Below are 24,874 nucleotides of genomic sequence, written 5' to 3' on the forward strand. Positions count from 1 at the left end.
CGGGCGACATGACCAGGGGCGGCCCAGGAGGCCGCCCTTTTTTTATACCGGCGCCCTTGGCATGACGCTGCCGGTCCGGGAAAACAGCCTGCCCCACCCTGCCGTCAGGGCAATGCAAACCGGCATGGAAGCGGAAAGGAATGCCGCCTTCCCGGAAAAGACGGCATTCCCTGAAGCATCCTGGACCATGCTTTACCCGCAACGGCCCTGCTGGCCTGCACGGCCGGTCAGAAAGACTGCGAGATCCCGGTCAGGATCGTGCGGCGCAGCCCGTATTGCGGTGCGCCCACGCCAATGCCCGTGCCGCTGCGCAGCATGTAGGGGTGATCGAACAGGTTGGTCACATCCAGCCGCAACTGCGTGGTCCGCAGGAAACGGGAATGGAACAGGTCACGAAAGGACTGCACGACCGACATGTTGAAGGTGGCGTATTGCGGGATCACCCCGCCATTGGGCACATCCGAATCCTGCCGCAGCCCGCTGCCATACACCATGGTGGCCGAAAGGCGCGTCGGGTGCCCGGTGCGATGGAAGAATGTGTAGGCCCCCCCGGCCGAGGCGGTCCAGCGCTGGTCATGATCCAGATGGATCCAGTGCTGGCTGATATAGGCCAGGTCATCGGCGGCGAAATTGAACTGCGCGCTTGTAATGTCCTTGCCGATGGCGCGCGACCACGCGAAATTGCCATAGAGCGAAAGCGGCCCGCGATCATAGGAGGTCGAGAATTCGTAGCCATTGACCTGTCCCCGCCGGTAATTGAAGCCGGACAGGATGATCGGTGCCCCGAACTGCCCTTCATCAATCAGGTTATGCGCCAGCTTGTAATAGGCATCGAACGACACGCGCCAGCCGGGCAGGATGGTCTGCTCGATCCCGGCATCGAAATAATGATCACGCTCGGACTTGACCGTACTGCTGCCATTTGATGCCGCGGCACCGGACGTATTGGCAAACTGCTGCAGGTCGGTCCCCCCCACCACCTCGAACGGCGGCGGCGTGAAATAGCGTGAATATCCCGCATGCAGCACGCCGCCTTTCCATGCGCGCCATACCACATTGATGCGCGGGCTGAGCTGGTGCTCGTTGGTGTATTCACCCACGCCATCAAAGCGCAGGCCGTAATTGACCGTGACATTGCGCAGCGGCCGCCATTCATCCTGCACATACAGGCCATAGATATCGCCCGTGCGGCCATTGCCCGTATGGATGTTGATCATCTGGTCATTGGCATCGAACACCGTGGCGTCCGCCTTGGTGATGTTGCGTTCGGCAAAGACCTGGAAGCCGAAGCGGATGGTATGGTCGGGGCGCACCCGCCAGGTCACGTCGCTCTGCGTGCCGGTGGACATGACCGACCGTTCGGCATGCTGGCTTATGCCCATATAGGCCAGGTCCCCCAGATTGGGATCAGGGCTGTAGCCAAGGCTGCTGTAGCGCGAGAAGACCGAGGTCTGGAGCGAGAACGCCCCGATCTCCTTCTGGAGCGACAGGATGGCGAAATCCGTGATTTCCTTCTGGTGCTCGTTCAGGTCGCCACTGCCTGGCGCATTGGGCAGGAGTGCGGTGTAGTTCTGGTCAAACAGCGGCTGGCCGCCATTGTTGGGTAGCTGGTACTCGGCGTTCGATACCCCGGCAATCAGGCTGATCCGCGTGTTTTCATCCACCGTGTACCGCAGGTGCCCCAGGAAGTGGTACTGGTTGCTCAGGTCATGCGGCGCATTGAAGGAGGCGGTCGTATTCTCGATCCCTACCCGGTCATGCACGTAATCGGCGGTAAAGAAGTAATCCCACTTTCCATACTGCCCCCCATACTGGGCGGAAGGAAAGAAGTAGTCGCGCGCGCCACCATAGATCGACACGTTGCCGCCCTTGTTGGTCGTCCCGTTCTTGGTGGTGATGTCCACCACCGCCGCCTGCAGGAAGCCGTACTGCACCGGCAGCGCGCCGGTGGAAAGGGACAGGTTGTCGGCAAAGCGGGTCATGAGGGTCTGACCGAACACGTTCATGCCTTCGGGCAGCTGCACGCCATCCAGGCGGAACTGTACCTCGTTATGGTCACCGCGCACATGGATCTGGCCGTAACTGTCCTGTGCCACACCGGGGGCCTGCAGCAGCACGCTGTTCAGTCCCGCGTTGTCACCGCCCGGAATGGTTTCCAGCGCCCTGCGGCTGAAGGCATGCACCGTGGCCCCCGTGGAGGGCTGGAGCTGCATCCGCGCGCGGTCAAGCCGTGCGGTGACGGTCATGGTCTCGGGCGCGGAAGACGGACGGGTTACATCCTTTTCCCCCGTCGTGGCGGTGCTGCTGGCGGCAGCGGCGGACAGCACCGGCTCCTGGCCCATCGCACTGGCAAGGGGGGTCAGGATGGTCATGGCCAGAAGCATGGCCGGTGAATGGGGACGGGCGGAAAACCATAGGCGCATCATGGCGGGGCGGGCTCACATCCAGAAAAATGATTTCGGGAAGCGCAGCATTATTTGGTACAATATAACATAACAATCTAAAAAAGCAGCCTGTCGCTCAGCCCTCGCGTTATGTTGCATTTACGCAACACACCCCAAGGCTGACCGGCATAGTCTGGTCACATCTACCAGGAATCCGGAATGTCTTTACGTATGGCAACCGGACATGACCGGGCGACATGACCATGCAGGATGCGGATAACCAGAACCGGACAGGCAACACGCTCGCCCCGTCCAATGACGGGATGTAAACGCTGTTCTAAAACAGGTTGCGTATACGTAACAATAAAAATTCTGGATATGGCATTTTTCAAAACTCCCTGAAAAACGCTTCCCCAACACTTTCCTGTTATTTTCAGGCCATTTCACGGATGGCTTCTGAAAACGGCCTTTCAGTCGGCCGCCGTGTCCATGACAAGCGGCGGCAGGCGCGGGGCTTCGCGCATATAGGCGTTCAGGAATGTCCTGACAGCGGACCGGGCGATGAAGATGATATGTGCCTCGTCCGTGTTGACCGGCAACTGCATGCGCGCGCGTGCCGCGATGCGCGTCTGGCACAGCGCGTAGAACTGCTCCGCCGCGAAAACGGGGTCGGGAATGTTCAGCACGCCCGCGTCATTATGCTGCATGAGCCATGCGGACAGGATGTTGATGGCCTTCTGCGGGCCGTGCTTCCAGAAGGTCTCCGCCAGGGCGGGGAAATTGCCGGCCTCCGAGATGATGATGCGGTTGAGCATGAGCGACAGCGGCGAGGTAAGCAGGCGGATCATGGCCACCGCCAGATGGTCGAGCGATTCCGTAAGGTTCGCCCCCTCGTCTATCCGGCTGAACAGAAGGGGCATCTTCTCGCACGCGCACTGTTCCACAAAGGCGGAGAACAGCGTGGCCTTGCTGTCGAAATAATTGTACAGCGTACCCTTGGATACCCCGGCATCGCGCGCAATGCCCGACATGCTGGCCCCTTCGTACCCATGTTCGGCAAAAACCCGCGCGGCACCAGCCAGTATCTGCGCGCGTTTGGCGGCGGAAGCCCCCGAAGGCACGCAATCTTCCGCCTGTGCCTGGCGTGGCCGGTCTGCCGTGGTACCCATTGAAATCATCCTGCTCCCAGTAATCGGTGCGTACTTTCGATTGACCCCGTGCGGAAAGCCGATAGGCTAGGGGACTGACCGAACTGATCGGTCATTTCAGCCATGGTAGCGAAACCATGCACTGGAATACAGATTTATATTAACCGTTTCAGGCACGACAGGGGGCCGCGTTGGCAGGTAGGGGAATTTCATGGCGTACGGCGGTGGTTGGGTTGTCGGTCATGACCGCCGGGTGCGCGGTTGGCCCGAATTTCCACAAGCCCACGCCGTGGGCGCCCAAGCAGTACGGCGGCCCGGCCCGTATCGCCCCCGATGGCACGAACAGCCCGGCGCAGGTTGCAAGCCAGACCACACAGGATGACCCCGATACCGCATGGTGGACCCTGTTCCATGATGCCGAACTGACCAGACTTGAACAGCGCGTGGCCACCGACAACCTGGATGTGCGCGCCTATGCCTACCGCATGGCCCAGAGCCGCGCGGAACTGCGCATTGCCGGCGCCGAGCGCTATCCCGGCCTGTCGGCCAGCGGTTCCTATGCCCGCCAGCAGTACAGCACCAAGATGCTGCAGCGTATCGTGACCGACGTGGAAAGCGACCCGCAGCTGGCCAACACCCCCGGCTTCTCCCAGTTCGCGCCCACACCGGGGGAAGCCAAGATCCCCCTGTTCAACCAGTGGCGCGACAGCGTGGATGCCACATGGGAGCTGGACCTGTGGGGCCGCGTGCGCCGTGAATACGAAGCCGCCGCCGCCAACACCCAGGCCGTGAACGAAGCCCGGCGCGGCATGCTGATCTCCCGCCAGTCGGAAGTGGCGCGGGATTACATGGACCTGCGCAACACGCAGGAACAGCTGCGCATTGTCATGGAAAACCGCGACGTGGCGAAATCCATGCTGGACCTGAACCAGCAGCGCTACACCAAGGGGCTGGCCAGCAACCTGGAAGTGGAACAGGCCCGCGCCCAGTATGAAAGCACGCTGGCGCAGATCCCCCAGCTTGAGCAGCAGCTTGTCCTGCAGGTCAATGCGCTGAGCCTGCTGATGGGTGAACCGCCCCGCGCGCTGTCCGATGAACTGCTCACGGCAGCGGCCATTCCGCCCGTGCCACCGCGCGTGCCGGTGGGCGTGCCCTCCGAACTGGCGCGCCGCCGCCCCGATATCCGCCGTGCGGAAGCCAGCCTGCACGCCGCCATTGCCCAGGTGGGCGAGGCCGTGGCCGAATTTTACCCGCGCGTGACCATCAATGCGGGATTCGGCTTTGAATCCCTCTCCTTCCGCGACCTCGGGTTCTGGAATGCCAAGGCGTGGAATGTCGGCCCGTCCATCACGCTGCCGCTGTTCCAGGGCGGGCGCCTGCGTGGCCAGCTTGAACTGCGCAAGGCCGCACAGAAGGAAGCGGCCATCAATTACCAGAAGACCGTGCTGGGTGCGTGGCATGACGTGGATAACGCCCTGACCGCCTATACCGATGAACAGCGCCGCCATGACGAACTGGCCCGCCGCGTGGAGGCCAGCCACCATGCGCTCCAGCTGGCGCAGGACCAGTACCGCAACGGCATGGTGACCTATCTGACCGTGCTGGACACGCAGCGCCAGTATCTGGGGGCTGAATCCGACCTGACCACCAGCACCGCCACCATATCGGGCAATCTGGTGCGGCTGTACAATGCGCTGGGTGGCGGGTGGGAGACCACCTATCCCGAAGCGCCTCCCCGCGCGAAACGGGGCACGGCCTCCACGTCCCGGTCCGCAACCGGCACGCCCGCCACAATGCCGCAGGCCGCTGCCACTGCCACCCCCGCGCATCAGCCTGCCTGAAAACCGCGTTAAAAGCTTGGCGTGCGTGCGCCATGCTAGTATAAGCCGCCCCGTTCCCCACTGGCTGGACCCTACCCGCCACGGGGAACCACGGCGCAGGGACCAGTCATCATGATTACATTGCCCCCCGATTATCGCCCTTCGGATGATGAGGAATTCATGAATCCGCAGCAGGTGGAATATTTCCGCCTCAAGCTGCTGAAATGGCGAGCGGATCTTCTTAAGGAAGCGGATGAAACACTTGCCAGCCTGTCCGAAGGTGGCATTCACGAAGCGGATATTACCGACCGCGCCAGTGTCGAGACCGACCGTGCGCTTGAACTGCGCACCCGTGACCGGGCACGCAAGCTGATTTCCAAGATCAACCAGGCGCTGCTGCGTATCGAAGCGGGCACCTATGGCTATTGCGAGGAAACGGGCGAGCCGATCGGCCTGAAGCGGCTGGAAGCCCGCCCCATCGCCACCCTGTCGATCGAGGCGCAGGAACGCCACGAACGCATGGAGCGCATCCACCGCGACGACTGACTTTCCCCACTCCCGGCCTGACATCCCAATTTTCCAAAACATGAGAAAAGGGGGTTGTCAGCCGGGCCAGGAAAAGTTAGGAAGCGCGCATACAGTGCTGCTGTAGCTCAGTGGTAGAGCACTCCCTTGGTAAGGGAGAGGTCGACAGTTCAATCCTGTCCAGCAGCACCATGATTTCCCTTGATATCCTGTTCTTCCGGTTTTCCTGATATGGCCCATGTGGCGCGGGAAGGCTGATGATACAGGCATGAACGGTTACCGGATCAGGCTGTCATGCGCGCGTCGGCACGCAGGTCTGCCCGCCGTATAGTCCGCAAATCATAAATAAGTTTCTGGTGACGCTTTTTTCAAAAAGCATCGGAGAATGCCGTTTTTTTGAAAAAAGGCGGCATCCGGGACCTTTGTTATTTTTTATCCTGCCCCGCGGCATCCAGCCCAAGGGCCGCGATATCCGCGGGTGGCCCCGCCAGCATGCAGGCAACGCCGGTGGTACGGTCCACCACCATGCGGATATCCACCGGCGCCTCATGGCTGTCAAACAGGTCGGATGTCACACCATAAACCGGATGGAGCGGTTCGTCATGTTCCACGTCATGACGGATAATCTGGGTCATGATCCGGCCAAGGGCGCGCTCCAGCCCCTCCATGACGCGCGACGGGGCCAGCCGGGGCCGGGCGGCCGTGGCTTCCCCCATGCAGTGCCGTTCCAGCAATGCCGTCCACGCGGCCGTCGGGATGAACATGGGCATACGCCCGCCATCATTATGACGCTCGGCATGCATGATGCGGCGTGTGTTGGCCAGACCGATCACATCAATCCGGGGCAGGTCATCCCCGATACGCGCGGGGATGATGCGGGAGGCATCGGTCACGAACGGGCTTCCCTGTCAAAATGTTCCGGCATGACCAGTATATCCTGCGGTGACAGGGCGGATGAAATGTAGAAACCCTGTATCCGCTCGGGTTTCATCTGCATGACCAGATCGAACTGCTCACGGTTTTCCACCCCTTCAACCGTCACCTCCATCCTGAAGCCCTGCCCCATCTCGATCAGGCTGGACAGGACCATGCAGGCATCGGGATTGCCCACGATGCCGGCCACCATGCTCTGGTCGATCTTGACCTGCGAGAACGGCAGTTCACGCAGGTGGTTGAGCACGGTAATGCCCTTGCCAAAATTATCGAGTGCTATGCGGAAGCCCGAGCGCGCCAGTTCACGCAGGTTGCGGATGCCCTGGTCGGCCCGGCGGCCATGCAGCATCGCTTCCGTCACTTCCAGCACGAAGTTCTCGGGCTGCATGTTGAACCGCCTGAGTGATTCTTCCAGCTCGCGCTGGTAGTCATCGCGGATCAGGTCCATGCGCGACAGATTGATGGCAAGCTGGCGCTGCGGGTGGCCGTTGCTGTTCCACATGTGTACGTCATGGCGGAACGCCTCGATCATGCGCGGCCCCATGGCCTGCGCCAGCCCCGCATCGGTAAACACGTCAGAAAAGTCTTCCGCCGCCAGCAGCCCGCGTTCGGGGTGCTGCCAGCGCAGCAGCGCCTCGATCTGGTCCACCTTCAGCGTATGGCAGTTCAGGATGGGCTGGTAATAGACCTCGAACTGGTTGCGCTCCACCCCGCATCGTGCCTCGCTCAGGATGGAAACACGCGCCTGGGCGCGTTCACGCAGCTTGCGGGTAAACATCTGGGACTGCTTGCCACCGGCACGCTTGGCGGCGTACATCGCCATGTCGGCGTTTTTCTGCACATCCTCGATCGTATCGGTGCCATCCAGCAGGACCGCGCCAATACTGCCCGCCACGCTGACCGTGACCGTCTCGATATCGATGGGCCGTTCCAGAATGGCCTGAAGGCGGTCCATGTACCGCTCCAGCGAGATATCCTCAAGCGTGCGATGCAGGATGACGGCAAACTCATCGCCTCCCAGCCGGCTGACCGGGTCATCGGGATGGGTCAGTTCGATCAGGCGCGAGGCAATGGCGCGCAGCACGATGTCCCCCGCATGGTGGCCGTGCACGTCATTGATCTGCTTGAAGCCATCAAGGTCGAACATGGCCAGCGCGGGGGCGGGCTGGCCGGTACTGCCCGGCTCGCGGCAGCGCGCCAGTTCATCGGCCAGCGCGGTGTTGAAGCCACCACGGTTGAGCAGGCCGGTCAGGGTATCCGTTTCCGCCAGTTCGCACAGCCGGTCACGGGTGTTCATGAGTTCGGTAATCTCGAAACGGCTGGCGACATAGCCCTGGATCACGCCCGCGCGGTCCAGCTTGGGAATGATGGTGGTCGCCACCCAGTACAGCGAACCATCCTTCGCCCGATTGCAGATATTGCCCTGCCACAGCTGGCCCGACTGGATGGTGCGGTACAGGTCTCGGAAAAAATCCGCGTCATGATAGCCGGAATTGACAATACGGTGCGTGGAGCCGATCAGTTCCTCACGCGAGTACTGGCTGATCTCGCAGAAGCGGTCATTGACGTATGTGATGACCCCTGCACTGTCGGTAATCGCGACGATCAGGACACTGTCAACCAGATCAGCCCAGAAATCCGCATCCTGATGCGTCAGGGCCCGCAGCCGATCATCATGTTGCAATGCCATTTTCCCGCCTGGAAACAATAATAAAAAGCAAACTAGGGTATTTCATAAAGTCAAACCGCCCCGGCGGCCAGCCTGCCGCACACGGCATGCCTGCGCCTGCCAGCCATGACATCCCCTCCCCCATCATGCCGAAGGAATGACGAAGGAACCGCGGGCCTGGCGCTCACGGAACCATTTTTCCAGTTCGGCAGGGGGAAGCGGCCTGGCAAACAGATAGCCCTGCATCACGTCACAATGCAATTCCTCAAGCAGCCGCCACTGCTGCTCGGTCTCGACCCCTTCGGTCACGACCGTCATGCCCAGCCGCGAACCGATGCCGATCACCGCCATGGTCACGGCCTGGGCATTGGTATCGTGCTCGAAATCATTGATGAAGCTGCGGTCGATCTTGATTTCGGTCAGCGGCAGGCGCGTCAGGCGCGACAGGCTGGAATAGCCGGTGCCGAAATCATCCATCGACAGCCCCACATCAAGCCTGCGTATGGCGTGCAGCACCTCTTCGGTCTCACTGCTGCTGTCCATCATCACGCTTTCGGTAATCTCCACCGTCAGCCGGTCCGGCGTCAGGCCGTGCTGGCCAAGCAGGTTGGCAATGTATTCAGGCAGCGAGCGGTTGCGGAAATGCACGGCCGACAGGTTGACCGCAACGGTCGGCACATGCACGCCATCACGATCCCACCTGACCATCTGGCTGCATGCTTCCTGCAGGGACCACCGGCCGATGGCCTCGATCTGTCCGGTTTCCTCCGCCACCGCAATGAAGCGGGAGGGATAGATGTTGCCCAGCGTCGGATGGTGCCACCGGGACAGGGCCTCCACCCCATACAGGCCGCCGGTCATGGTTTCCACCTGCGGCTGGTAGTGCAGGTTCAGCATGCCCTTCGACAGCGAATCCCGCAGCGCCGAACCCAGCATGAGCCGTTCCTGCGCCACCTGGTTCTTCTCATGGCCCGCAAAGCGGTAGAGACCGCGCCCGTCCCCCTTTGCCTGCCGGGCCGCGGCATCGGCCAGGCTGAGCAGGGATTCGCTGTCCGGCCCGTTTTCGGGGAAGGTACTGATGCCGACACAGCACGAGATGGTCAGGGTGTTCTCCCCCACCTGCAGCGGCCTGGCGATGGCATTGATCAGCTTTTCGGCAAACTGCTCGGCCCTGGCGTGCGAGCAGTCGGGCACGATGATGATGAACTCGTCCCCGCCCGAACGGCTGACGATGTATTCATCATTGACCAGCCCACGGATGCGGCGCCCGATCTCGATCAGGAAACGGTCGGCATTCACATGGCCCAGCGCGTCATTGATATCGCGGAACCGGTCGATATCAACCATGAACAGCGAGAACTGGCTGTCCCCGCCCCGCATGATCAGGCGCTCGATGACATTATGCAGCGAGGTGCGGTTGAGCAGCCCGGTCAGGCTGTCGAAATTGGAAAGCTGGGCAATATGCTGCCGTGTCTCGTTCTGTTCGATCGCCAGCGCGCAGAACGGCATGGAGGTGGAAACCACGCGCTGCGGCCATGCCAGGTCGGTATCATCGCCCCGCAGGTAGAGGGCGAAGATGCCCATGACCTGACCGGTGCGCGAGATGATGGCCGAGGAACAGCACCGCTCCAGCCCCAGCGAACGGGCCAGCGAGGAATAGCCATCCCACACCACCTTGTTGCTGCTGTCGGGTGCCGTGCGCAGTGTCTCGATCTGCTCGGCGCTGAGTTCCATGCTGTCCAGCGCCGTGCGGTAGCGGTTGGGCATGCCGGGTGATGCCGCGATGGACAGCCTGCGCCGCGAACGGTCAAGCAGCAGGACCGCCGCCACCCCGCCGGGCACGAAACCATCCACCCGGCGGCACAGCAGGTCGCCCACTTCCTGTATGGTCAGGTCGGATGCCAGCGCCTGGAGCACGTCGTTCTGCAGGATCAGGATCTTGCGCTGACGGCTCTGCTCCGTCACGTCCTTCATCACGGCGATGTAGTAGATCTTGTGCGAATCAGCCAGCTGCACGCGGGAGATGGACAGTTCCCCGCACACATATTCGCCATTGGCGCGCCTGAACTCCACCTCCCGCGAGGTGCCGACAATCCGGCCGATCCCGGTCTCGCGGTTGCGGTCGATGTAGCCGTCATGCTGCGCACGTTCCGCCACGGGCACAAGGCAGCTTACATTTTCGCCCAGAACCTGCGCGCGCGGCAGGCCCCATATGCGCTCGGCGGCGGCATTGAAAAGGATAATCCTGTTGTGCTCATCAATCACGACCATGGGATCAATGGCCTGCTCCATGGCAGAAAGCAGGACATCGGCACTAATTTTCGGCTGATCCACCGTAGACTCCAGAGCATCGGCACGGCAGCCCGCACCATGTGAGATCACTGTTGCTGGCGTTGCCAGGCATGGTCCCGGCACCATGGCGGCCTGAAAACCGGCCTGGCCCGGCCACAGGCATTACGGACCTGCGGGTTTGCATCCAAGCATAGTATGCACCGGGCAGGGGGAACATGACATGCCTCAATCTTGACACAAACCCCTCAGTCGCCACGCCGTTCCAGATCCTGCGGCAGCATGCCGGCCAGCGGGCGGCAGGCATAGGCGGTTTCGCTTTCGGGCTGGGGCTCGTTCTGGCGCAGTCCGGCCGCCCCCGCGGCCACGGCCCGCCAGGTGGCCTGCGCCAGTGCCTTGCGGCTGGGGAAATCATCGGGATCAAGGGCGGGATGCAGCAGGACCGTGGCACGCATCGACCGCCAGCGGAGCAGCTGCCATACATGCGGGCCCAGATCCATGTCCCCGTACCAGGCAAAGACCGGCCTGCGCGCCCGGTTGACCGGCAGGCCCTCCAACTGGTCGTACACGACCGATATGGGCTGGATCAGCGGCGTCATGCCGGGGCGGGCGGCAATGGCGGCGGCTTCGCTTTCCGGCTCCGCCGGGGCCTTGCCCGGCGGCAGGCGGGGCGGCTTGGCAATGGCGAAAAAGGCCGACAGGAAGGGCAGTACGCGGGACCCGTCCGATGACGTCCCTTCGGGGAACAGGATCAGGTTGTCACCCTCCACCATCAGCCGGTGCAGCATTTCGTCGCGTTCGCGCCCGGTCGTACTGCGCTGGCGGCTGACGAATATGGTCCGCCCGATGCGCGAGACCAGCCCCATGATGGGCCAGCCCTCGATATCGCCCTTGGCCACGAAATTCGATGGCAGGACCGTACCCAGCACCGGCACGTCCAGCCAGGTGGAATGGTTGGAGACGTAGATGACGGGCCGCTCGCCCCGCTGGCGCGCCTTGCGGCCGCCCACGCCGCCCGCCCTGCGGCCCACCACGCGGATGCGCAGCGACAGCAGCAGGCACAGCCCGCCCCATACCATGCGCGTCCACCGGATCTTGGCGGTACCGGGCACCAGCAGCAGCACGGCCTCGAACCCGACCGAAAGCGGCACCCATACGGTAATGGCCGCAAGCCTGCCCACCCCACGCGCGGTACGGGCATAAGCGCGCAGCCGCCCCGAGGGCACGACCGTGACGGTTGCAACCGCACGGGCCGCTTCCGAACCGGCTTCGGGGGCAATCACCTGCCGGGAGGCACGCAACGCAGACCGGGACTGGACAGGCGGTGGAGAACGGCGCCGGGTCAAACGGCGGATGAAATCGGCGATCATGCGCCTATCCATAGCCCTTCATCATGGCGTGCGACAATATGGAGCAGCCGGGGCGGAAGGCTGGCGTGTCATGCGCGCAACGCCCCGGCCCGGCCCCGGTAACGGCCGGTACGGGCATCAGGGGCGCCGGATCAGGGGCCCGGGGGCCATGGTTTTTTACACCCTTCGTCACCCATCCTTACTGGACCTTGCATCCAGACACGTCCATGCTGGAGGGTAAATCCCTGCAGGAGTTGCCTTTTCATGTCCGCATGCAGCCGTCGTGGCGCGCTTGCCGCCACTACCGCCTTCATGGTCCTGGCCATGCTCCCGCTTCCTGCCGCCCGGGCGGCGGACGATGTGCTGAACGTGCTGACCTGGTGCGACCATGAAGACCCGGAACTGCTTGGCCCCTTTGAACAGGCCAACAAGGTGCGCGTGCACTTCAAGGACATCGACAGCACCGATGCCACCCGCGCCATCCTGCGCCAGGCGCAGGCAGCGGACTGGGATGTGGTGATCATGGAGGAGACGGCAGCCCCGCAGCTGGCTGAAGCCGGGCTGCTCATGCCGCTGGACCCGGCTGATTTTCCCGATAACGGCACGGCGCCCGCCATCGGCGACCCGGCTACCGGCTCATATGGCGGGCGGCTGTATGCCGTGCCGGAAAAATACGGCTTCAACGCCGTGGCCTTCAATCGCGCGCGCGTCAGTGCCACCGACATGGAGGACATCAACGCCATCTGGCAGCCCCGCTACCACGGGCGCATTGCCATCTATGACAGCTATCTGCCCGTACTGTCCTACATCGCCCTGGCGCTGGGACTGGACCCCGCGCGGCTGAACACAGCCGACCTGCCCGCGCTGCAGGCAAAGCTTGCCACCCTGCGCGCCAGCGCCCCGATCGTGGGCGATATCGCCACCGTGCAGCAGGCACTGGCCGATGGGCAGGTGGATATCGTGGTGGGTGGCGGCGCATGGACCACGGCGGGCGTGGGCGAAGGCGGCACCCCCGCACAGGCCGGAAGCAGCCCGACCGACCCGCGGCACCCGGACCTGACCTTTACGGTGCCCCGGCAGGGGGCGATGCGGTGGCTGCATGGTATCTCGATTGCCGCGGCTTCCCAGCGCAAGGCGCTGGCGGTGGCGTTCGCGCAGTATCTGCGCACCCCCGCAGCCCAGGCGCGGCTTGCCACGTCCTCATGCTACTGGGGCATGCCCGCCTCCACCCGCGCACCGCTGGACGAGGCGACCCGCGCTGCCCTGCACTGGGACCAGCAGGCCGCCTATCTCGCGGCCAGCCACCCCTACCCCACGCCGGATGACGGCATGGATGCCCGCCTGCGCGCGGTGTGGGACAGGGTCATGCGCGACGATGCCCCGCCACCAGCCGCCGCAACCGATGGCACGGACAGCCGGGATGCCGGGGCAAAGGCCGCTACTCAGCCATAGCGCACGGGCGACCGTGCCAGCAGCCGGTCGGCCATGATGCCAAACAGCAGCCCCAGGCTGCCCCACAGCACAAGCTGCATGCCCAGCGCCGCCTCGCGGAAGCGCCACAGCACGGTGGCGGGGAAATTGTCCGGCACTTCATTGAAATCGGGCAGCACCGCCTGCAATACGGCCACCAGCACCACAAAAAGGGCCGCGCCACACAGTGCGCCCCCCCAGTTGCCCCAGTGTCGCGCCCCTCTGCGGCCCGCCAGTACCGCCAGCGTCAGCGCGCATAGCGAGAAGATGATCATCTCGAAATAGGTGGCGGTCCGCATGCCGATAGTTTCGGGCTGGCCCACGGCGGGCGGATTGGCCGGGTATTTCAGGTCAGGCACCAGTACCACGGCCAGGAACCCCGCCCCCGCCAGCAGCAGGGCCAGCATGCGCGGCGAAAACCGGCCCAGCCGCCCGTAGGCGGCGGCGAACACAAGCGCGAACAGCCCGCCATAGGCCGCGCCATACATGGCGGCGGCGGTCAGCATGCCGATGGAAGCCTGCACCCCACGGCTGACCAGTTCCGGCTCCGGCGCCTCGCCGGCCGCCGCATCCAGGGCGGATTCAAAGGCAATGGCCAGATTGACCTGCGGTTCACCAAACACACGGGCGAAAAGGAAGGCAAGGCAGGAGGCAAGAATGCCCGCCAGCATGCCACGCAGCAGAAGGCGGCCGGCCATCAGGCCACGCCCCGGCGGGCCGGAATGAAAGGATGGGACATGGTTCAGATCTCCTGTCGGGAAAGCGCGTCCCGTAACGGAATGGTAGCCTGATCCGCAGGAGAGGTCTGACTTCCGCATGCACGCATGCGCTATACAGTGGCGCGACCGTGCCGGGTTTCCACCGGCTTCTCCCCCGCAGATGACGGGGGACCAGTCAATAGCGCCCCCCGCCCCCAAGTCAAACACAAAGGGGCGGCCGGCCTATTTTGCCGCGGGTGGCAGGGAAACCGGGCTGGCGCTGCCCTGCGCCGCATGCCACTGGCGCAGCGCATCCAGGGTCTTGCTGACATGGCCGCTGGGGGAGAGCGCGCTGTAGGCATAGATCACCTTGCCATCGGGCGCGATGACATAGGATGTGCGGCTGGCGCGGTTGAGCAGCGGCAGGCGGCTGTCATACATCCGCGCGATCTGGCCCTGCGGGTCGGCCGCGACGGGGAAGCGGCCATGCCCCTCGCTTACGGAAAAACGGTCCAGCGTTGGCATGTCATCGGTGGATATGCCGATGACCGAGGCCCCCAGCGCCTTGTACTGGTCCATCGCATCGGCGAATTCATGGGCTTCGATGGTGCAGCCACGGGTAAAGGCGGCGGGATAGAAATACAGGACCACCGGCCCCTGCCGCAGGGCATCGGCCAGATGGAAGCTGAACTCGCTGCCATTGCGCGTGGCCTGTGCGTTGAACAGGGGCGCCTGGCTGCCTACGGGCAGCGCCGCGCGCGCGGGGGAAAAGCACACGAATCCCGCAAAGGCCATGATGCCCACCAGCGGCAGGCACAGCCCCGGCAGGGACCAGCGTGAACGCCTGTAAAAATACCTCATGCTCCCTCACACCCTGACAACAGGGTCTCTGCGGTCCCGTGACCGGGCCGTCATGTGGCGGGCGGCAGGACCTGGCAGCCCGCATTGCCCATCCGCTGGCAGACCTGTTCGGCAGCCTCGTGCGACAGGCCGGTCAGCCTTGCACGATAGACATGACCGCGATGCGACGCAACGCTTGCAACCTGGGTATGCACCCCGCTGGCCGAAACCCTGGCCCGCGCCAGCCCCGCCGCGTGCTGTGCCTGCCCTTCGGAACCATAGGCCCCCACCTGCACCACCCAGTCATGGCGGGGCGCCATGCTGATGACGCCCGGCCGCGTTCCGGCGGCGGTCATGGGCACAACGCCGCTTTCCTCACGCGCGCTCCATGCCGCCCGCACGGCCGCGGCCTCGGGCGACGGGGCATCGGATGCCGTGCCACCCGGCACGGCGGCCAGAAGCTGGCGGCCCCGGCTGTGTCCGCCGCGGCTGTTCTGCGCAGCCTGGGCGCGGGCCAGGGCACGGGCCTCGATCAGCAGGTCGGCCTGGGAGCGGTTGACGGGCGAGGTCCCCGCGATTTTCGGCCCGATGGACGCCACGTAGTCCCGCGTTTCCTTGGGCAGGGTATGATAGCGGTCAAGGAAGTCATCCAGCCGTCCCGGCCCGCTGTTATACGCGGCCAGGAAGCCGGGGGAGCCGTAGATGTCATACATTTCGCGGATATAGGCGGTACCGGCGATGATGTTGTCATGCGGCTCGAACGCATCGGAACCAAGGTTGTAGCGGGCACGCATTTCATCATAGGTCGGCGGCATGAGCTGCATGAGGCCCATGGCGCCCGGCAGCGAGGTGACGAATTCCCCATTGCGGTAAAGCTGCCCCCCCGACTCGCGCTGCATGACCTGCCGTATCCAGATGTCCGGCACGTCGAAACGCTGCGAGGCCTCGGTGATGTAAGGCCCCCACGGGTCTTCCGGCGGTCCGGGCGGGGCGTAGCTGGTATGGGCACGGGCACGGTAGGAATCGGCCTCGTGGATCATCTGCTCCTCACTCATTTCGTGAGGGCCACTGCTGGCACAGGCGGCCAGCATGCCCGCCAGCCCCAGCGCCAGCCACCGCACGGCGCGCCGGCAGGGAAAAGAAGGCGATGGGGCGGATGCTTCGCCGCCGTCAGATGCCGCTGCTGCCTGGGTTGGTGCCATGTGGTGCCGTGATCCCGCTCATGCCGCCCATGTTCCCATGGCGGACGTGCCAGTACACCCGCCCGGGGGGACGGGCGGCGCACCATAACAGCCCGGCCCGCGCTTGTGCAATCCTGCCCTGCGCCCGGCCGGGGCGGCCGGCATGAACGGTGGCGTGGCGTTATTCCTCCACATAGGTGGCGGGATCACCGCCGGTGCGGTTGTGGGGGCTGTCCAGCGTGGCGAGGTCACGCATGTCATCCGCCGTCAGCTGGAAATCGAAGCTGTGCAGGTTGGCGCGCATGCGCTCGGGATGCGCGCTTTTGGGAATGGGCACCGCGCCACGGTCGATGATCCAGCGCAGCAGGACCTGCGCGCCTGACCTGCCATGCCGCGCGGCGATACGCTGCACCACCGGGTTTTCCAGCAGTCTGCCCCGGCCCAGCGGGCTCCAGGCCCCGGTCAGGATGCCCAGCTTCTCATGCACGGCAAGCAGCGGCCCCTGCGCAAAATCCGCATGCATCTCGATCTGGTTGACGGCGGGGGTCACCCCGGTCTCATCCACCAGGCGCCGCAGGTGTTCGGGCAGGAAGTTGGACACGCCGATCGAGCGGATCCGCCCTTCGTCACGCAGGCGGATCATGGCCTTCCAGCTTTCGACATACTGGTCCTTTAGCGGCAGTGGCCAGTGGATCAGGTAAAGGTCGACATAGCTCATCTTCAGCCGTGCCAGGCTGGCCTCGAACGCACGCAGCGTACTGTCAAAGCCCTGGTCGGCGCCGCGCAGCTTGGTGGTGACGAAAATATCCTCCCGCCCCACGTCAAAGCTGACCAGCCCGGTACCGACGCCGCTTTCGTTGCCGTAGCGCGACGCGGTATCGAACAGGCGGTAGCCCGCCGTCAGCGCCTCGCGCACGGCGGCCTCGGCCTGCGGGTTGTCGAGCGGATAGGTGCCGAACCCCATGGCGGGAATGCGGTGTCCATCATTGAGGGTAAGCAGGGGGATGGTGGTCATGGTGGTTCCTTCGTCAGGCGCACCCGGCCACTGGGGTATCCCGTGGGGTGTCCCGGCGCGCAGGCGGCGGGTTGGCAACCGGACCGGGGCTGGACGTGCGTCGCCGGTAGCCAGACTAACGATACAGGGCCGGTTTTGGTTTATGCCCAGTTTTCAGGACTGGGGTGCATGTGGTTCATTGTCACCATCCAGAGAGGGACTCCATGACCGATCCATCCCCGCACGCCGCCCCCCACCCCACGCTCCTGACCATCGACACCCATGTGGACATCCCCTGGCCCGACCGGGATGACTTTGGCACCGGCGCGCCCTCGCGCCGGGTGGACCTGCCACGCATGCGCGCGGGCGGGCTGGGGGCGGCCTGCCTTGTGGCCTATGTGGGGCAGGATGCGCGCGACGACGCGGGCCACGCGGCCGCCAGCACCCGGGCGCTGGAGATGCTGGCCGTGATTGCCCGGACGGGCGAAAACCCCGGCGTGCGGGTATGCGATACGGCGGCGGCGGTGCGCGCGGCCCATGCGGCGGGGGACATCGCCATCATTCCGGCGGTGGAGAACGGCTATGCGATGGGGGAGGACCTTTCGCTCATCGCGCGCTTCCGTGCCCTTGGCGCGCGCTACATGACGCTGACCCATAACGGCCACAACCAGCTGGCCGATTCGGCACGGCCCATGCACCACCTCAATGATTCCGAAAGCCTGCATGGCGGCCTGTCCGCGCTGGGGCGCGACGCGGTGGCCGAGATGAACCGCCTGGGCATGCTGGTGGACGTCTCCCACACCGCGCGCAGCACGATGATGCAGGCGGTAAAGCTGTCGCGCGCGCCGGTCTTTGCCAGCCATTCCTGCGTACGGGCGCTGTGCGATCATCCCCGCAACCTTGATGATGGCCAGCTTGACGCGCTGAAGGCCTGCGGCGGCGTGATCCACATCACCGCGATGGACGCCTTCCTGCGCCCGCGTGACGTGCGCGACATGCGCCCGGTCACGGTGGCCGACTTCGTGGATCATATCGACTACGCGGTAAACCGAATCGGGATCGAACATGTCGGGATCTCGTCCGATTTCGATGGCGGGGGCGGCATACGCGGCTGGGCCGATGCCTCCCAGTCCGGCAACCTGACGATGGAACTGCGCGGCCGGGGCTATGACAACAGCCAGATTGCCGCCCTGTGGGGGGAGAATTTCCTGCGCATCCTGCGGCAGGCGGAAGACGTGGCGCGCACGATGGCGTGAACATCATCTGCCGCCCGCTCTGGATCAGTCGGGCCCAAACGGGTATATCCCGTGTCGAATTAACGAATATCAGGATAGAAAATGACCACCACCACGGACTACAAGGTCAAGGACATCTCGCTTGCCGAATGGGGCCGCAAGGAAATTTCCATCGCGGAAGGCGAAATGCCCGGTCTCATGGCGCTCCGTGAGGAATACGGCGCTTCCAAGCCGCTGAAGGGCGCGCGCATCGCCGGCTGCCTGCACATGACGATCCAGACCGCCGTCCTGATCGAGACGCTGACGGCGCTGGGTGCGACGGTGCGCTGGTCATCGTGCAACATCTTCTCGACCCAGGACCAGGCGGCGGCGGCCATCGCGGCCACGGGCGTGCCGGTCTTTGCCTGGAAGGGCCTGACCGACGATGAGTTCTGGTGGTGCATCGAACAGACCATCAAGGGGCCGGACGGCTGGACGCCGAACATGATCCTTGATGACGGCGGCGACCTGACGACGCTGATGCATGAAAAATATCCCGCGATGCTCAATGACGTGCGCGGCATCTCCGAAGAGACCACGACCGGCGTGCACCGCCTGTGGGAGATGGAAAAGAAGGGCCTGCTGAAGGTTCCGGCCATCAACGTGAACGACAGTGTCACGAAGTCGAAATTCGACAACCTGTACGGCTGCCGTGAAAGCCTGGTGGACGCGATCCGCCGTGGCACCGACGTGATGATGGCGGGCAAGGTTGCCGTGGTTGCCGGTTATGGTGACGTGGGCAAGGGGTCCGCCGCATCGCTGCGCAACGCGGGCTGCCGCGTACTGGTGACCGAGGTCGACCCCATCTGCGCCCTGCAGGCCGCGATGGAAGGCTACGAGGTCGTGACGATGGAAGAAGCCGCCCCGCGCGGCGACATCTTCGTGACCGCGACCGGAAACGAGGATGTCATCACGCTTGAGCACATGCGTGAGATGCGGCACCGTGCCATCGTGTGCAACATCGGGCATTTCGATTCCGAGATCCAGATCAACGCGCTGCGCAACTTCAAATGGGAAAACATCAAGCCGCAGGTGGATGAGGTCGTCTTCCCCGATGGCAAGCGCCTGATCGTGCTGTCCGAAGGCCGCCTGGTGAACCTGGGCAACGCCACGGGCCACCCTTCCTTCGTCATGTCCGCATCCTTCACCAACCAGACGCTGGCGCAGATCGACCTGTGGCAGGCACCGGCGGACAAATACGAAAACAAGGTCTATACCCTGCCCAAGCATCTGGACGAGAAGGTGGCCTTCCTGCATCTGGCAAAGGTTGGCGCGCATCTGTCCAGGCTGTCGAAGCAGCAGGCCGATTACATCGGCGTTCCGGTCAACGGGCCGTTCAAGAATGACCTGTATCGTTACTGAGCGCCGCGCAATACCTTAACCTGTGCATGATGTTCCCGGCTTCCCGCCGGGAACACCTGACCCTGGAGTAAAGATATCATGAGCATCTTCGGTACGATCCTGTCCAAGATCTTTGGCAGCCACACCGCTGCGGCAGCCACACCGGCCGCCACCACCGCGGCCCCGGCCGCTGGCGCTGCACCCGCCGCCGCCCCCGCCACACCGGCGGCAGCCCCGGCACAGCCGGTTGACGTGGATGCGGTGCTGGGCGCACTGGCGGCCAGGAACCCCGAAAAGCTGAACTGGCAGACCTCCATCGTGGACCTGATGAAGCTGCTGGGGCTGGACAGCTCGCTTTCCGCGCGCAAGGAACTGGCGACGGAACTGCACTACACGGGTGACATGAACGATTCCGCTTCCATGAATGTCTGGCTGATCAAGCAGGTCATGGCAAAGCTGGCGGCCAATGGCGGCAAGGTTTCCCCCGACCTGATGAAATAATGCCCGGCTGAAACGCGGGTGGGCGGACGTGTGGCCACCAGCCACCGGCCGCCCGTTTCGTTTGGGCCAGACAACACCACCAGCCAGAGCCGGCAGTGCCCGGGCTGCGGCATGACGGAGGGATATGCGATGGAAACCGTCCCCGATTTCCCGATGGCGGATAGCGCCTCCCCCCTGCCGCTGCCTGCCACCACATCCGTCTCCAACGGACTGGTATGGGCCATTGCCTGCCAGTCGGGCCAGCGCCCGCAACGCCTGAGCGATACGCAGATCGCCCATGCCCTGGAAGGCCGCCCCCCTGAAAACCCGGGATCATGGGTCTGGCTGCATTACGACATTGTCCATACCGCCAGCCGTGCGCATATCCAGGCCATTCCCTGCCTGCCCGAGGAAGTCCGCCTGGCCCTGGGCAGTACCGACCGGGGCACCAATGTGGAAGCCGAAGGCGATATCGTCTATGGCGCGCTGCCCGGCTTTGACGATGCCATGTCGGAAGATGACAAGAACCTTTCCGCCTGGCGCTTCGCGGTCCTGCCCACGCTGCTCATCACCACGCGCCGCCAGCCGGTGCCCGCGCTGGGCGTGGTGTACCGCGCGCTGCAACGCATCGATTCGCTGGATTCTCCCGCCGAGGTGGTGGACCATACCCTGCTTGAATTCGCCGATACCGTGCGGCGCAATATCGGCATGCTGGATGACCAGCTTGACCGTGCCGAGGACCTGCTGCTGACCCTGGACCAGCACACGGATTTCGGGCGCATAAGCGGGCTGATCGGACGCGTGCGCCGCCGCTCGACCGAACTGCGGCGCGTGATCTCGCCCGTTGACCGCATTTTCCATAACGAGGACCTGGAACTGCCCGAATGGGCGGAAGACGACATCCGCGACCGTTCCCAGCGCCAGATCCACGCGGCCCTTGATGACCTTCTGGCGCTGCAGGACCGTGCGCGCTCGCTGCAGGATGAACTGGCATCGGGCCAGGCGGAAGAAACCAACCGGCGGCTTTACACCGTTTCCATCGTGACCACGCTCATGCTGCCCGCAACCTTCGTGACCGGCTTCTTCGGCATGAATACCGGCGGCATGTTCCTGGCATCGGGCACCATGGGCACGGTGGAGGCCGGTGGCATCTGCTTCATCTTCATGATGATTACATGGATGCTGCTCAAGGTGATGAAACTGCTGTAGCGATCCCTGCCCCGTCACCGGCGCCGCAACGACAAGGGCCATGCCGATACATTACGTATCGACATGGCCCGCGGGACAGCGTCCGTCATGGCGGAAGGCCATGCCCGTACCGGGCACGGCCCCGCGCAGTGCCGGTCAGAAATCCATCTTCACGGAACCGAAGTAGGAACGCGGTTCACCGGCCAGCATGGACTGACGGTCGCCCGAAAGCGGGAAGCCGCCTTCACCAATCGTTGCGATATAGGAATGGTTGAGCAGGTTGTAGACGTTGAAGTCAAATACCAGGTTGTGGGCGCGCCACACATTCTTGAAGCGATAGCGGGCGCCAAGGCTGACCAGCCAGTAGGCCGGCACCGATGTATCGTTCGTGTAGCTGAAATACCGCTTGCCCATGTAGTTGGCGTCAAGATGGGCTTCGGCATTGCCGTAGGAATAGGACAGCCGCCCCTTGTACATCCACGAAGGATAGGCAACCGTATGCTTGCCCTTGGTGGCATAGAGCGTGCCGCCCGACTGCAGGTCGTTGCCATAGATCGAATGCGCATAGCTCATGCTGTTCGAGATGGCGAGGTGCCTGATCGGCGTGAAGACCACTTCCGCATCCGCGCCGTTCAGGTTGATGCTGCCAACGTTGGTCACGATGGAGTGCGGGTCAACAAGTGTTCCCGAAGTAATGGACTGCATGCGGTTGTAATAATTGGCACGGTATATGTCGGCACTGATCGAAACCAGCTTCGATGTATAACGGTAACCCAGTGTATAGACCCAGTCCGTTTCGGGCTTGATGGTCTTTTTCAGGGCCTGGAACGTTGCCTGGTCATGGGCCTGCCACGCACTGGGCAGGCTTCCGCTCTGGTAACCGCCATAATTGTAGCCGCGCATGTTTTCAGCCATGTCGAAATACAGCTCATGATGACGGGCAAAGGTCCAGTCCAGCGCGACATGCGGCAGGAACGCACCAGCCGTTGTCAGGCTGCCGCTCGGCAGTTCGGCAACGCCGCTTTCGGCCTCGTTATTATACGATGCACCGCCGCCCGTCGTCTGCAGGTACGACCGGAAGCCGACATTGATGGACAGGTTGGGCCGCACATAATACGTGTCCTGCAGATGGAACTGGAACGTATTGGTATGATAGGTGCTCTGCCACGGGTGGTAGAAGGCCGGTCCATACGTCGTATAAGGCCCAACCGCCTTGAGCGGAGACCCCTGCCCCAGAACAGGTTCCTGGTACAGGAAATACCCGTTGGTATATTCGTTGTTTTCGTACCAGATGCCCGTCTCGATATTGTTGTGGGCAATGTTGTACGTGATGTTGCTTGTAAAACCGAAGCGACGGAGATTGGGCTGGTACAGCTGTTCGGACAGGGCACTGCCGTTGGGCGAGGGATCGTAAGGATCGGTATAGGACGAGTTCATTGAATCGGCATGCGCGTAGCCAACCGTCTTCCAGCGCAGGTTGCGGGCCAGGCTGAAGTCCAGGGTCAGGGCGCCCAGGAAGTTCTGTTCGGTCGTGCCGCCATCGTAATATGCGCCGTCCAGCGGGTCCTTCAGCTTGCCTATGCCGCCGCTGAACTGTCCCTGTGCCGCACGGTAGGCGCGGGCATAATCGGGATAATAGATATCGACACGCTGGCCAAGGGTATCAAGCGCATTGAAACTCAGGTCTTCATAGCCCCACATTTCCATGTCGGACCAGTCGAACAGGGCCGAGATGTGGCTGTCTTCACCAATGGGCTGGTACAGCTTGAAGTTGACCTGCTGCTGGAACTGGGTCCCCTCGCCTTTCCACTTGCCGCTGTCAATCCGCATGTAGGATGCATAGAACCGTGTGCCGCTTTTATTAAGCTCGCCACTGTCAAAACGGGCAAAGGTACGGAATGCGTTAAAGCTGCCGAATACCTGCGATACGGTACCGCCCATCTTCTTGCTGGGATCACGCGACACGAACTGGATCGAACCGCCAAGGGTGGTGGTTGACGGCACGTCCACCGCACCGCCGCCCTTGGATACGCTCATGCTCTGGATATTGTCCTGGGTCAGCGCGCTGTTGATATCGAGGCCGTTATATTTCTGGTAGCCCTGATCACCCAGCGGGATGCCATCCAGCGTCACGCCCATCTGGGATTTGTTGAACCCGCGCACATAGAGCGAAGCCGCCCAGGTATCAAGACCAAGTGCATCATCCGTGGTGAAGTTGACGCCCGGCGTGTTGGCAAGGATCATGTACGGGCTGGTGCCCGCAACGGCATCATCCATCTGCTTGCGCGAAACCACCTGCGTTGCGGCATGGGTCGTATGCCGCACCGTCTTCACGGCAATTGCTTCTTCCTGTGCCTTCGGCATCTCGGCCTTGCTGGCCCGGCTTGCGCCACTGCTCTTGTGCACAGGCTTGCTGTTTCCCGAATTACCCGACTGCACGGCGGCATAGGCACTTGTCGTGAGACATATCATCGAAACACCGGCAAAGAAAGCAGCCCGTTTCTTCATCACTAAACTCCCGACATTCAGGTTGTTGTTTTGGATATGCAATGTATTTTTGCATACGGATACGGCAGGCGGTCAAAATCTCTGATCATGAGATGCGGCATATCCATTTTTTCAGGACAGGGTTTTACTACCATGCCTTCCATCAGAATATCAGGCATCGTGATTTTCAACATTCCCGTCCAGTAGTTTTATTGTGCAGGAACCTTATCCTCAACATATTATACTTTTTTATGATAATCAGCCAATTTCTCACTCATGCAGACAATTCTCCTGAAATAACAAATAATCATGGATTCCAGGCTGGAACTGTTCAGTCTTGAGATGACTACTCTCGCAGTCAGATGCAAACTTGATTTACAGCATACGTCTACATTGCGGACCAGCAATGACTATTTTTTAAAGCAAGTCATAAAAATATCTGACGCGCCCGCCACCGGCAGCCGCGGGAAACCGGATAAATTCATGCATATCCATCACATAGCGGCCACCAGAACCGTACGCCCCGGCCCGTCTGTGCCGGAAACGGAAGAAAACCGCATGAAAAAAACGGCAATGACCACACAGGTTGCGGTTGATGGCGCCCCCGAAAGCATGGAACATGCCGGACAGGACATGCGCCACGGAACGGTTTTCCCGGCCCGGCACCCCTGCGCGGTGCCGCCGTAGGAAAAAGCTAATCAGCGCTGAACGATATCCTTGTTTCGGGATCATCATCAATACAATAAAGATTTGGGACACCCCTGACTTTCCTACTGATTTTCATGTAATGCTAGAAAAGAGTGC

Annotated in this window: 20 protein-coding genes and 1 tRNA gene; 9 read left to right on the forward strand and 12 right to left on the reverse strand. The window is 62.8% G+C overall.

The window, feature by feature from the left end:
* Positions 1–227: 227 nt before the first annotated feature.
* A complete protein-coding gene (locus CFR78_RS10200) occupies positions 228–2,426 on the reverse strand; it encodes a TonB-dependent receptor (RefSeq protein WP_034929550.1) in 2,199 nt (732 codons plus the stop codon).
* A gap of 428 nt (positions 2,427–2,854) precedes the next feature.
* Positions 2,855–3,553 (reverse strand): TetR/AcrR family transcriptional regulator, encoded by a 699-nt coding sequence (locus CFR78_RS10205; protein ID WP_007397619.1) that lies wholly within the window; start codon positions 3,551–3,553, stop codon positions 2,855–2,857.
* A gap of 221 nt (positions 3,554–3,774) precedes the next feature.
* Between CFR78_RS10205 and CFR78_RS10210 the strand changes: the two genes are divergently transcribed.
* The 3 genes from CFR78_RS10210 (at position 3,775) to CFR78_RS10220 (ending at position 6,069) form a co-directional block, all read left to right on the forward strand.
* Positions 3,775–5,373 (forward strand): efflux transporter outer membrane subunit, encoded by a 1,599-nt coding sequence (locus CFR78_RS10210; protein ID WP_083824401.1) that lies wholly within the window; start codon positions 3,775–3,777, stop codon positions 5,371–5,373.
* 111 nt (positions 5,374–5,484) lie between these two features.
* Positions 5,485–5,898 (forward strand): RNA polymerase-binding protein DksA, encoded by a 414-nt coding sequence (dksA, locus tag CFR78_RS10215; RefSeq protein ID WP_010508899.1) that lies wholly within the window; start codon positions 5,485–5,487, stop codon positions 5,896–5,898.
* Positions 5,899–5,994: 96 nt separating this feature from the next.
* Positions 5,995–6,069 (forward strand) — tRNA-Thr (locus CFR78_RS10220).
* Between the two features lie 233 nt (positions 6,070–6,302).
* Here CFR78_RS10220 and CFR78_RS10225 read toward each other — a convergent pair.
* The 4 genes from CFR78_RS10225 to CFR78_RS10240 all read right to left on the reverse strand — a co-directional run bounded on the left by CFR78_RS10225 (position 6,303) and on the right by CFR78_RS10240 (position 12,138).
* Positions 6,303–6,770 carry a hypothetical protein gene (locus CFR78_RS10225; protein WP_007397616.1) on the reverse strand — a complete coding sequence of 156 codons (468 nt, stop codon included), beginning with the start codon at positions 6,768–6,770 and terminating at the stop codon, positions 6,303–6,305.
* Entirely contained in the window at positions 6,767–8,500 is a 1,734-nt protein-coding gene (locus CFR78_RS10230) for a putative bifunctional diguanylate cyclase/phosphodiesterase (RefSeq protein ID WP_034929546.1), read from the reverse strand. The genes CFR78_RS10225 and CFR78_RS10230 overlap by 4 nt, the downstream gene beginning before the upstream one ends.
* A gap of 123 nt (positions 8,501–8,623) precedes the next feature.
* Complete coding sequence (locus CFR78_RS10235) at positions 8,624–10,861, reverse strand: EAL domain-containing protein (RefSeq protein WP_034929635.1); 2,238 nt, start codon at positions 10,859–10,861, stop codon at positions 8,624–8,626.
* Between the two features lie 155 nt (positions 10,862–11,016).
* A complete protein-coding gene (locus CFR78_RS10240) occupies positions 11,017–12,138 on the reverse strand; it encodes a lysophospholipid acyltransferase family protein (RefSeq protein WP_099963165.1) in 1,122 nt (373 codons plus the stop codon).
* Between the two features lie 243 nt (positions 12,139–12,381).
* Here CFR78_RS10240 and CFR78_RS10245 point away from each other — a divergent pair, with 243 nt between their 5' ends.
* Entirely contained in the window at positions 12,382–13,569 is a 1,188-nt protein-coding gene (locus CFR78_RS10245; protein ID WP_034929544.1) for an extracellular solute-binding protein, read from the forward strand.
* Here CFR78_RS10245 and CFR78_RS10250 read toward each other — a convergent pair.
* The 4 genes from CFR78_RS10250 to CFR78_RS10265 form a co-directional block, all read right to left on the reverse strand.
* A complete protein-coding gene (locus CFR78_RS10250; RefSeq protein ID WP_034929541.1) occupies positions 13,560–14,285 on the reverse strand; it encodes a CbtA family protein in 726 nt (241 codons plus the stop codon). The two genes, CFR78_RS10245 and CFR78_RS10250, sit on opposite strands and share 10 nt — an antisense overlap.
* 243 nt (positions 14,286–14,528) lie before the next feature.
* Positions 14,529–15,146 (reverse strand): peroxiredoxin, encoded by a 618-nt coding sequence (locus CFR78_RS10255; protein ID WP_007397608.1) that lies wholly within the window; start codon positions 15,144–15,146, stop codon positions 14,529–14,531.
* Between the two features lie 50 nt (positions 15,147–15,196).
* The gene (locus CFR78_RS10260; protein ID WP_034929537.1) at positions 15,197–16,327 is read right to left on the reverse strand and encodes a lytic transglycosylase domain-containing protein; all 1,131 of its coding nucleotides are present in this window, start codon (positions 16,325–16,327) and stop codon (positions 15,197–15,199) included.
* A gap of 160 nt (positions 16,328–16,487) precedes the next feature.
* On the reverse strand, positions 16,488–17,321 hold the full coding sequence (locus CFR78_RS10265; protein ID WP_039998636.1) for an aldo/keto reductase: 834 nt from the start codon (positions 17,319–17,321) through the stop codon (positions 16,488–16,490).
* A gap of 203 nt (positions 17,322–17,524) precedes the next feature.
* Here CFR78_RS10265 and CFR78_RS10270 point away from each other — a divergent pair, with 203 nt between their 5' ends.
* From CFR78_RS10270 to CFR78_RS10285, 4 genes are all read left to right on the forward strand, one after another.
* Positions 17,525–18,556, forward strand: a complete 1,032-nt coding sequence (locus CFR78_RS10270; RefSeq protein ID WP_034929534.1) for a dipeptidase — start codon at positions 17,525–17,527, stop codon at positions 18,554–18,556.
* Positions 18,557–18,637: 81 nt separating this feature from the next.
* Positions 18,638–19,936 carry an adenosylhomocysteinase gene (ahcY, locus tag CFR78_RS10275; RefSeq protein ID WP_007397602.1) on the forward strand — a complete coding sequence of 433 codons (1,299 nt, stop codon included), beginning with the start codon at positions 18,638–18,640 and terminating at the stop codon, positions 19,934–19,936.
* A 78-nt stretch (positions 19,937–20,014) separates the two neighbouring features.
* Positions 20,015–20,416 (forward strand): DUF3597 domain-containing protein, encoded by a 402-nt coding sequence (locus tag CFR78_RS10280; RefSeq protein ID WP_034929532.1) that lies wholly within the window; start codon positions 20,015–20,017, stop codon positions 20,414–20,416.
* A gap of 129 nt (positions 20,417–20,545) precedes the next feature.
* Positions 20,546–21,604: a transporter gene (locus CFR78_RS10285; RefSeq protein WP_034929529.1), complete on the forward strand. Its 1,059-nt coding sequence runs from the start codon at positions 20,546–20,548 to the stop codon at positions 21,602–21,604.
* A gap of 135 nt (positions 21,605–21,739) precedes the next feature.
* Here CFR78_RS10285 and CFR78_RS10290 read toward each other — a convergent pair whose 3' ends face one another.
* Both CFR78_RS10290 and CFR78_RS16265 read right to left on the reverse strand, forming a co-directional pair.
* Entirely contained in the window at positions 21,740–24,091 is a 2,352-nt protein-coding gene (locus CFR78_RS10290; protein ID WP_223846546.1) for a TonB-dependent receptor, read from the reverse strand.
* 17 nt (positions 24,092–24,108) lie between these two features.
* Positions 24,109–24,249: a hypothetical protein gene (locus tag CFR78_RS16265; RefSeq protein ID WP_156953854.1), complete on the reverse strand. Its 141-nt coding sequence runs from the start codon at positions 24,247–24,249 to the stop codon at positions 24,109–24,111.
* 130 nt (positions 24,250–24,379) lie between these two features.
* Between CFR78_RS16265 and CFR78_RS16010 the strand changes: the two genes are divergently transcribed.
* The gene (locus CFR78_RS16010) at positions 24,380–24,757 is read left to right on the forward strand and encodes a hypothetical protein (protein WP_146221275.1); all 378 of its coding nucleotides are present in this window, start codon (positions 24,380–24,382) and stop codon (positions 24,755–24,757) included.
* The last annotated feature ends 117 nt before the right edge of the window (positions 24,758–24,874 follow it).

This window comes from Komagataeibacter rhaeticus (genome assembly GCF_003207855.1).
Taxonomy (GTDB): domain Bacteria; phylum Pseudomonadota; class Alphaproteobacteria; order Acetobacterales; family Acetobacteraceae; genus Komagataeibacter; species Komagataeibacter rhaeticus.

What these genes read in the sequence shown, in the direction of transcription:
- CFR78_RS10200 (WP_034929550.1), bottom strand. Translation starts at nt 2,426, where the DNA reads ATGATGCGCCTATGGTTTTCCGCCCGTCCCCATTCACCGGCCATGCTT.
- CFR78_RS10205 (WP_007397619.1), bottom strand. Translation starts at nt 3,553, where the DNA reads ATGGGTACCACGGCAGACCGGCCACGCCAGGCACAGGCGGAAGATTGC.
- CFR78_RS10210 (WP_083824401.1), top strand. Translation starts at nt 3,775, where the DNA reads ATGACCGCCGGGTGCGCGGTTGGCCCGAATTTCCACAAGCCCACGCCG.
- dksA (WP_010508899.1), top strand. Translation starts at nt 5,485, where the DNA reads ATGATTACATTGCCCCCCGATTATCGCCCTTCGGATGATGAGGAATTC.
- CFR78_RS10230 (WP_034929546.1), bottom strand. Translation starts at nt 8,500, where the DNA reads ATGGCATTGCAACATGATGATCGGCTGCGGGCCCTGACGCATCAGGAT.
- CFR78_RS10240 (WP_099963165.1), bottom strand. Translation starts at nt 12,138, where the DNA reads ATGATCGCCGATTTCATCCGCCGTTTGACCCGGCGCCGTTCTCCACCG.
- CFR78_RS10245 (WP_034929544.1), top strand. Translation starts at nt 12,382, where the DNA reads ATGTCCGCATGCAGCCGTCGTGGCGCGCTTGCCGCCACTACCGCCTTC.
- CFR78_RS10250 (WP_034929541.1), bottom strand. Translation starts at nt 14,285, where the DNA reads ATGGCCGGCCGCCTTCTGCTGCGTGGCATGCTGGCGGGCATTCTTGCC.
- CFR78_RS10255 (WP_007397608.1), bottom strand. Translation starts at nt 15,146, where the DNA reads ATGAGGTATTTTTACAGGCGTTCACGCTGGTCCCTGCCGGGGCTGTGC.
- CFR78_RS10260 (WP_034929537.1), bottom strand. Translation starts at nt 16,327, where the DNA reads ATGGCACCAACCCAGGCAGCAGCGGCATCTGACGGCGGCGAAGCATCC.
- CFR78_RS10265 (WP_039998636.1), bottom strand. Translation starts at nt 17,321, where the DNA reads ATGACCACCATCCCCCTGCTTACCCTCAATGATGGACACCGCATTCCC.
- CFR78_RS10270 (WP_034929534.1), top strand. Translation starts at nt 17,525, where the DNA reads ATGACCGATCCATCCCCGCACGCCGCCCCCCACCCCACGCTCCTGACC.
- ahcY (WP_007397602.1), top strand. Translation starts at nt 18,638, where the DNA reads ATGACCACCACCACGGACTACAAGGTCAAGGACATCTCGCTTGCCGAA.
- CFR78_RS10280 (WP_034929532.1), top strand. Translation starts at nt 20,015, where the DNA reads ATGAGCATCTTCGGTACGATCCTGTCCAAGATCTTTGGCAGCCACACC.
- CFR78_RS10285 (WP_034929529.1), top strand. Translation starts at nt 20,546, where the DNA reads ATGGAAACCGTCCCCGATTTCCCGATGGCGGATAGCGCCTCCCCCCTG.
- CFR78_RS10290 (WP_223846546.1), bottom strand. Translation starts at nt 24,091, where the DNA reads ATGAAGAAACGGGCTGCTTTCTTTGCCGGTGTTTCGATGATATGTCTC.
- CFR78_RS16265 (WP_156953854.1), bottom strand. Translation starts at nt 24,249, where the DNA reads ATGCCTGATATTCTGATGGAAGGCATGGTAGTAAAACCCTGTCCTGAA.
- CFR78_RS16010 (WP_146221275.1), top strand. Translation starts at nt 24,380, where the DNA reads ATGGATTCCAGGCTGGAACTGTTCAGTCTTGAGATGACTACTCTCGCA.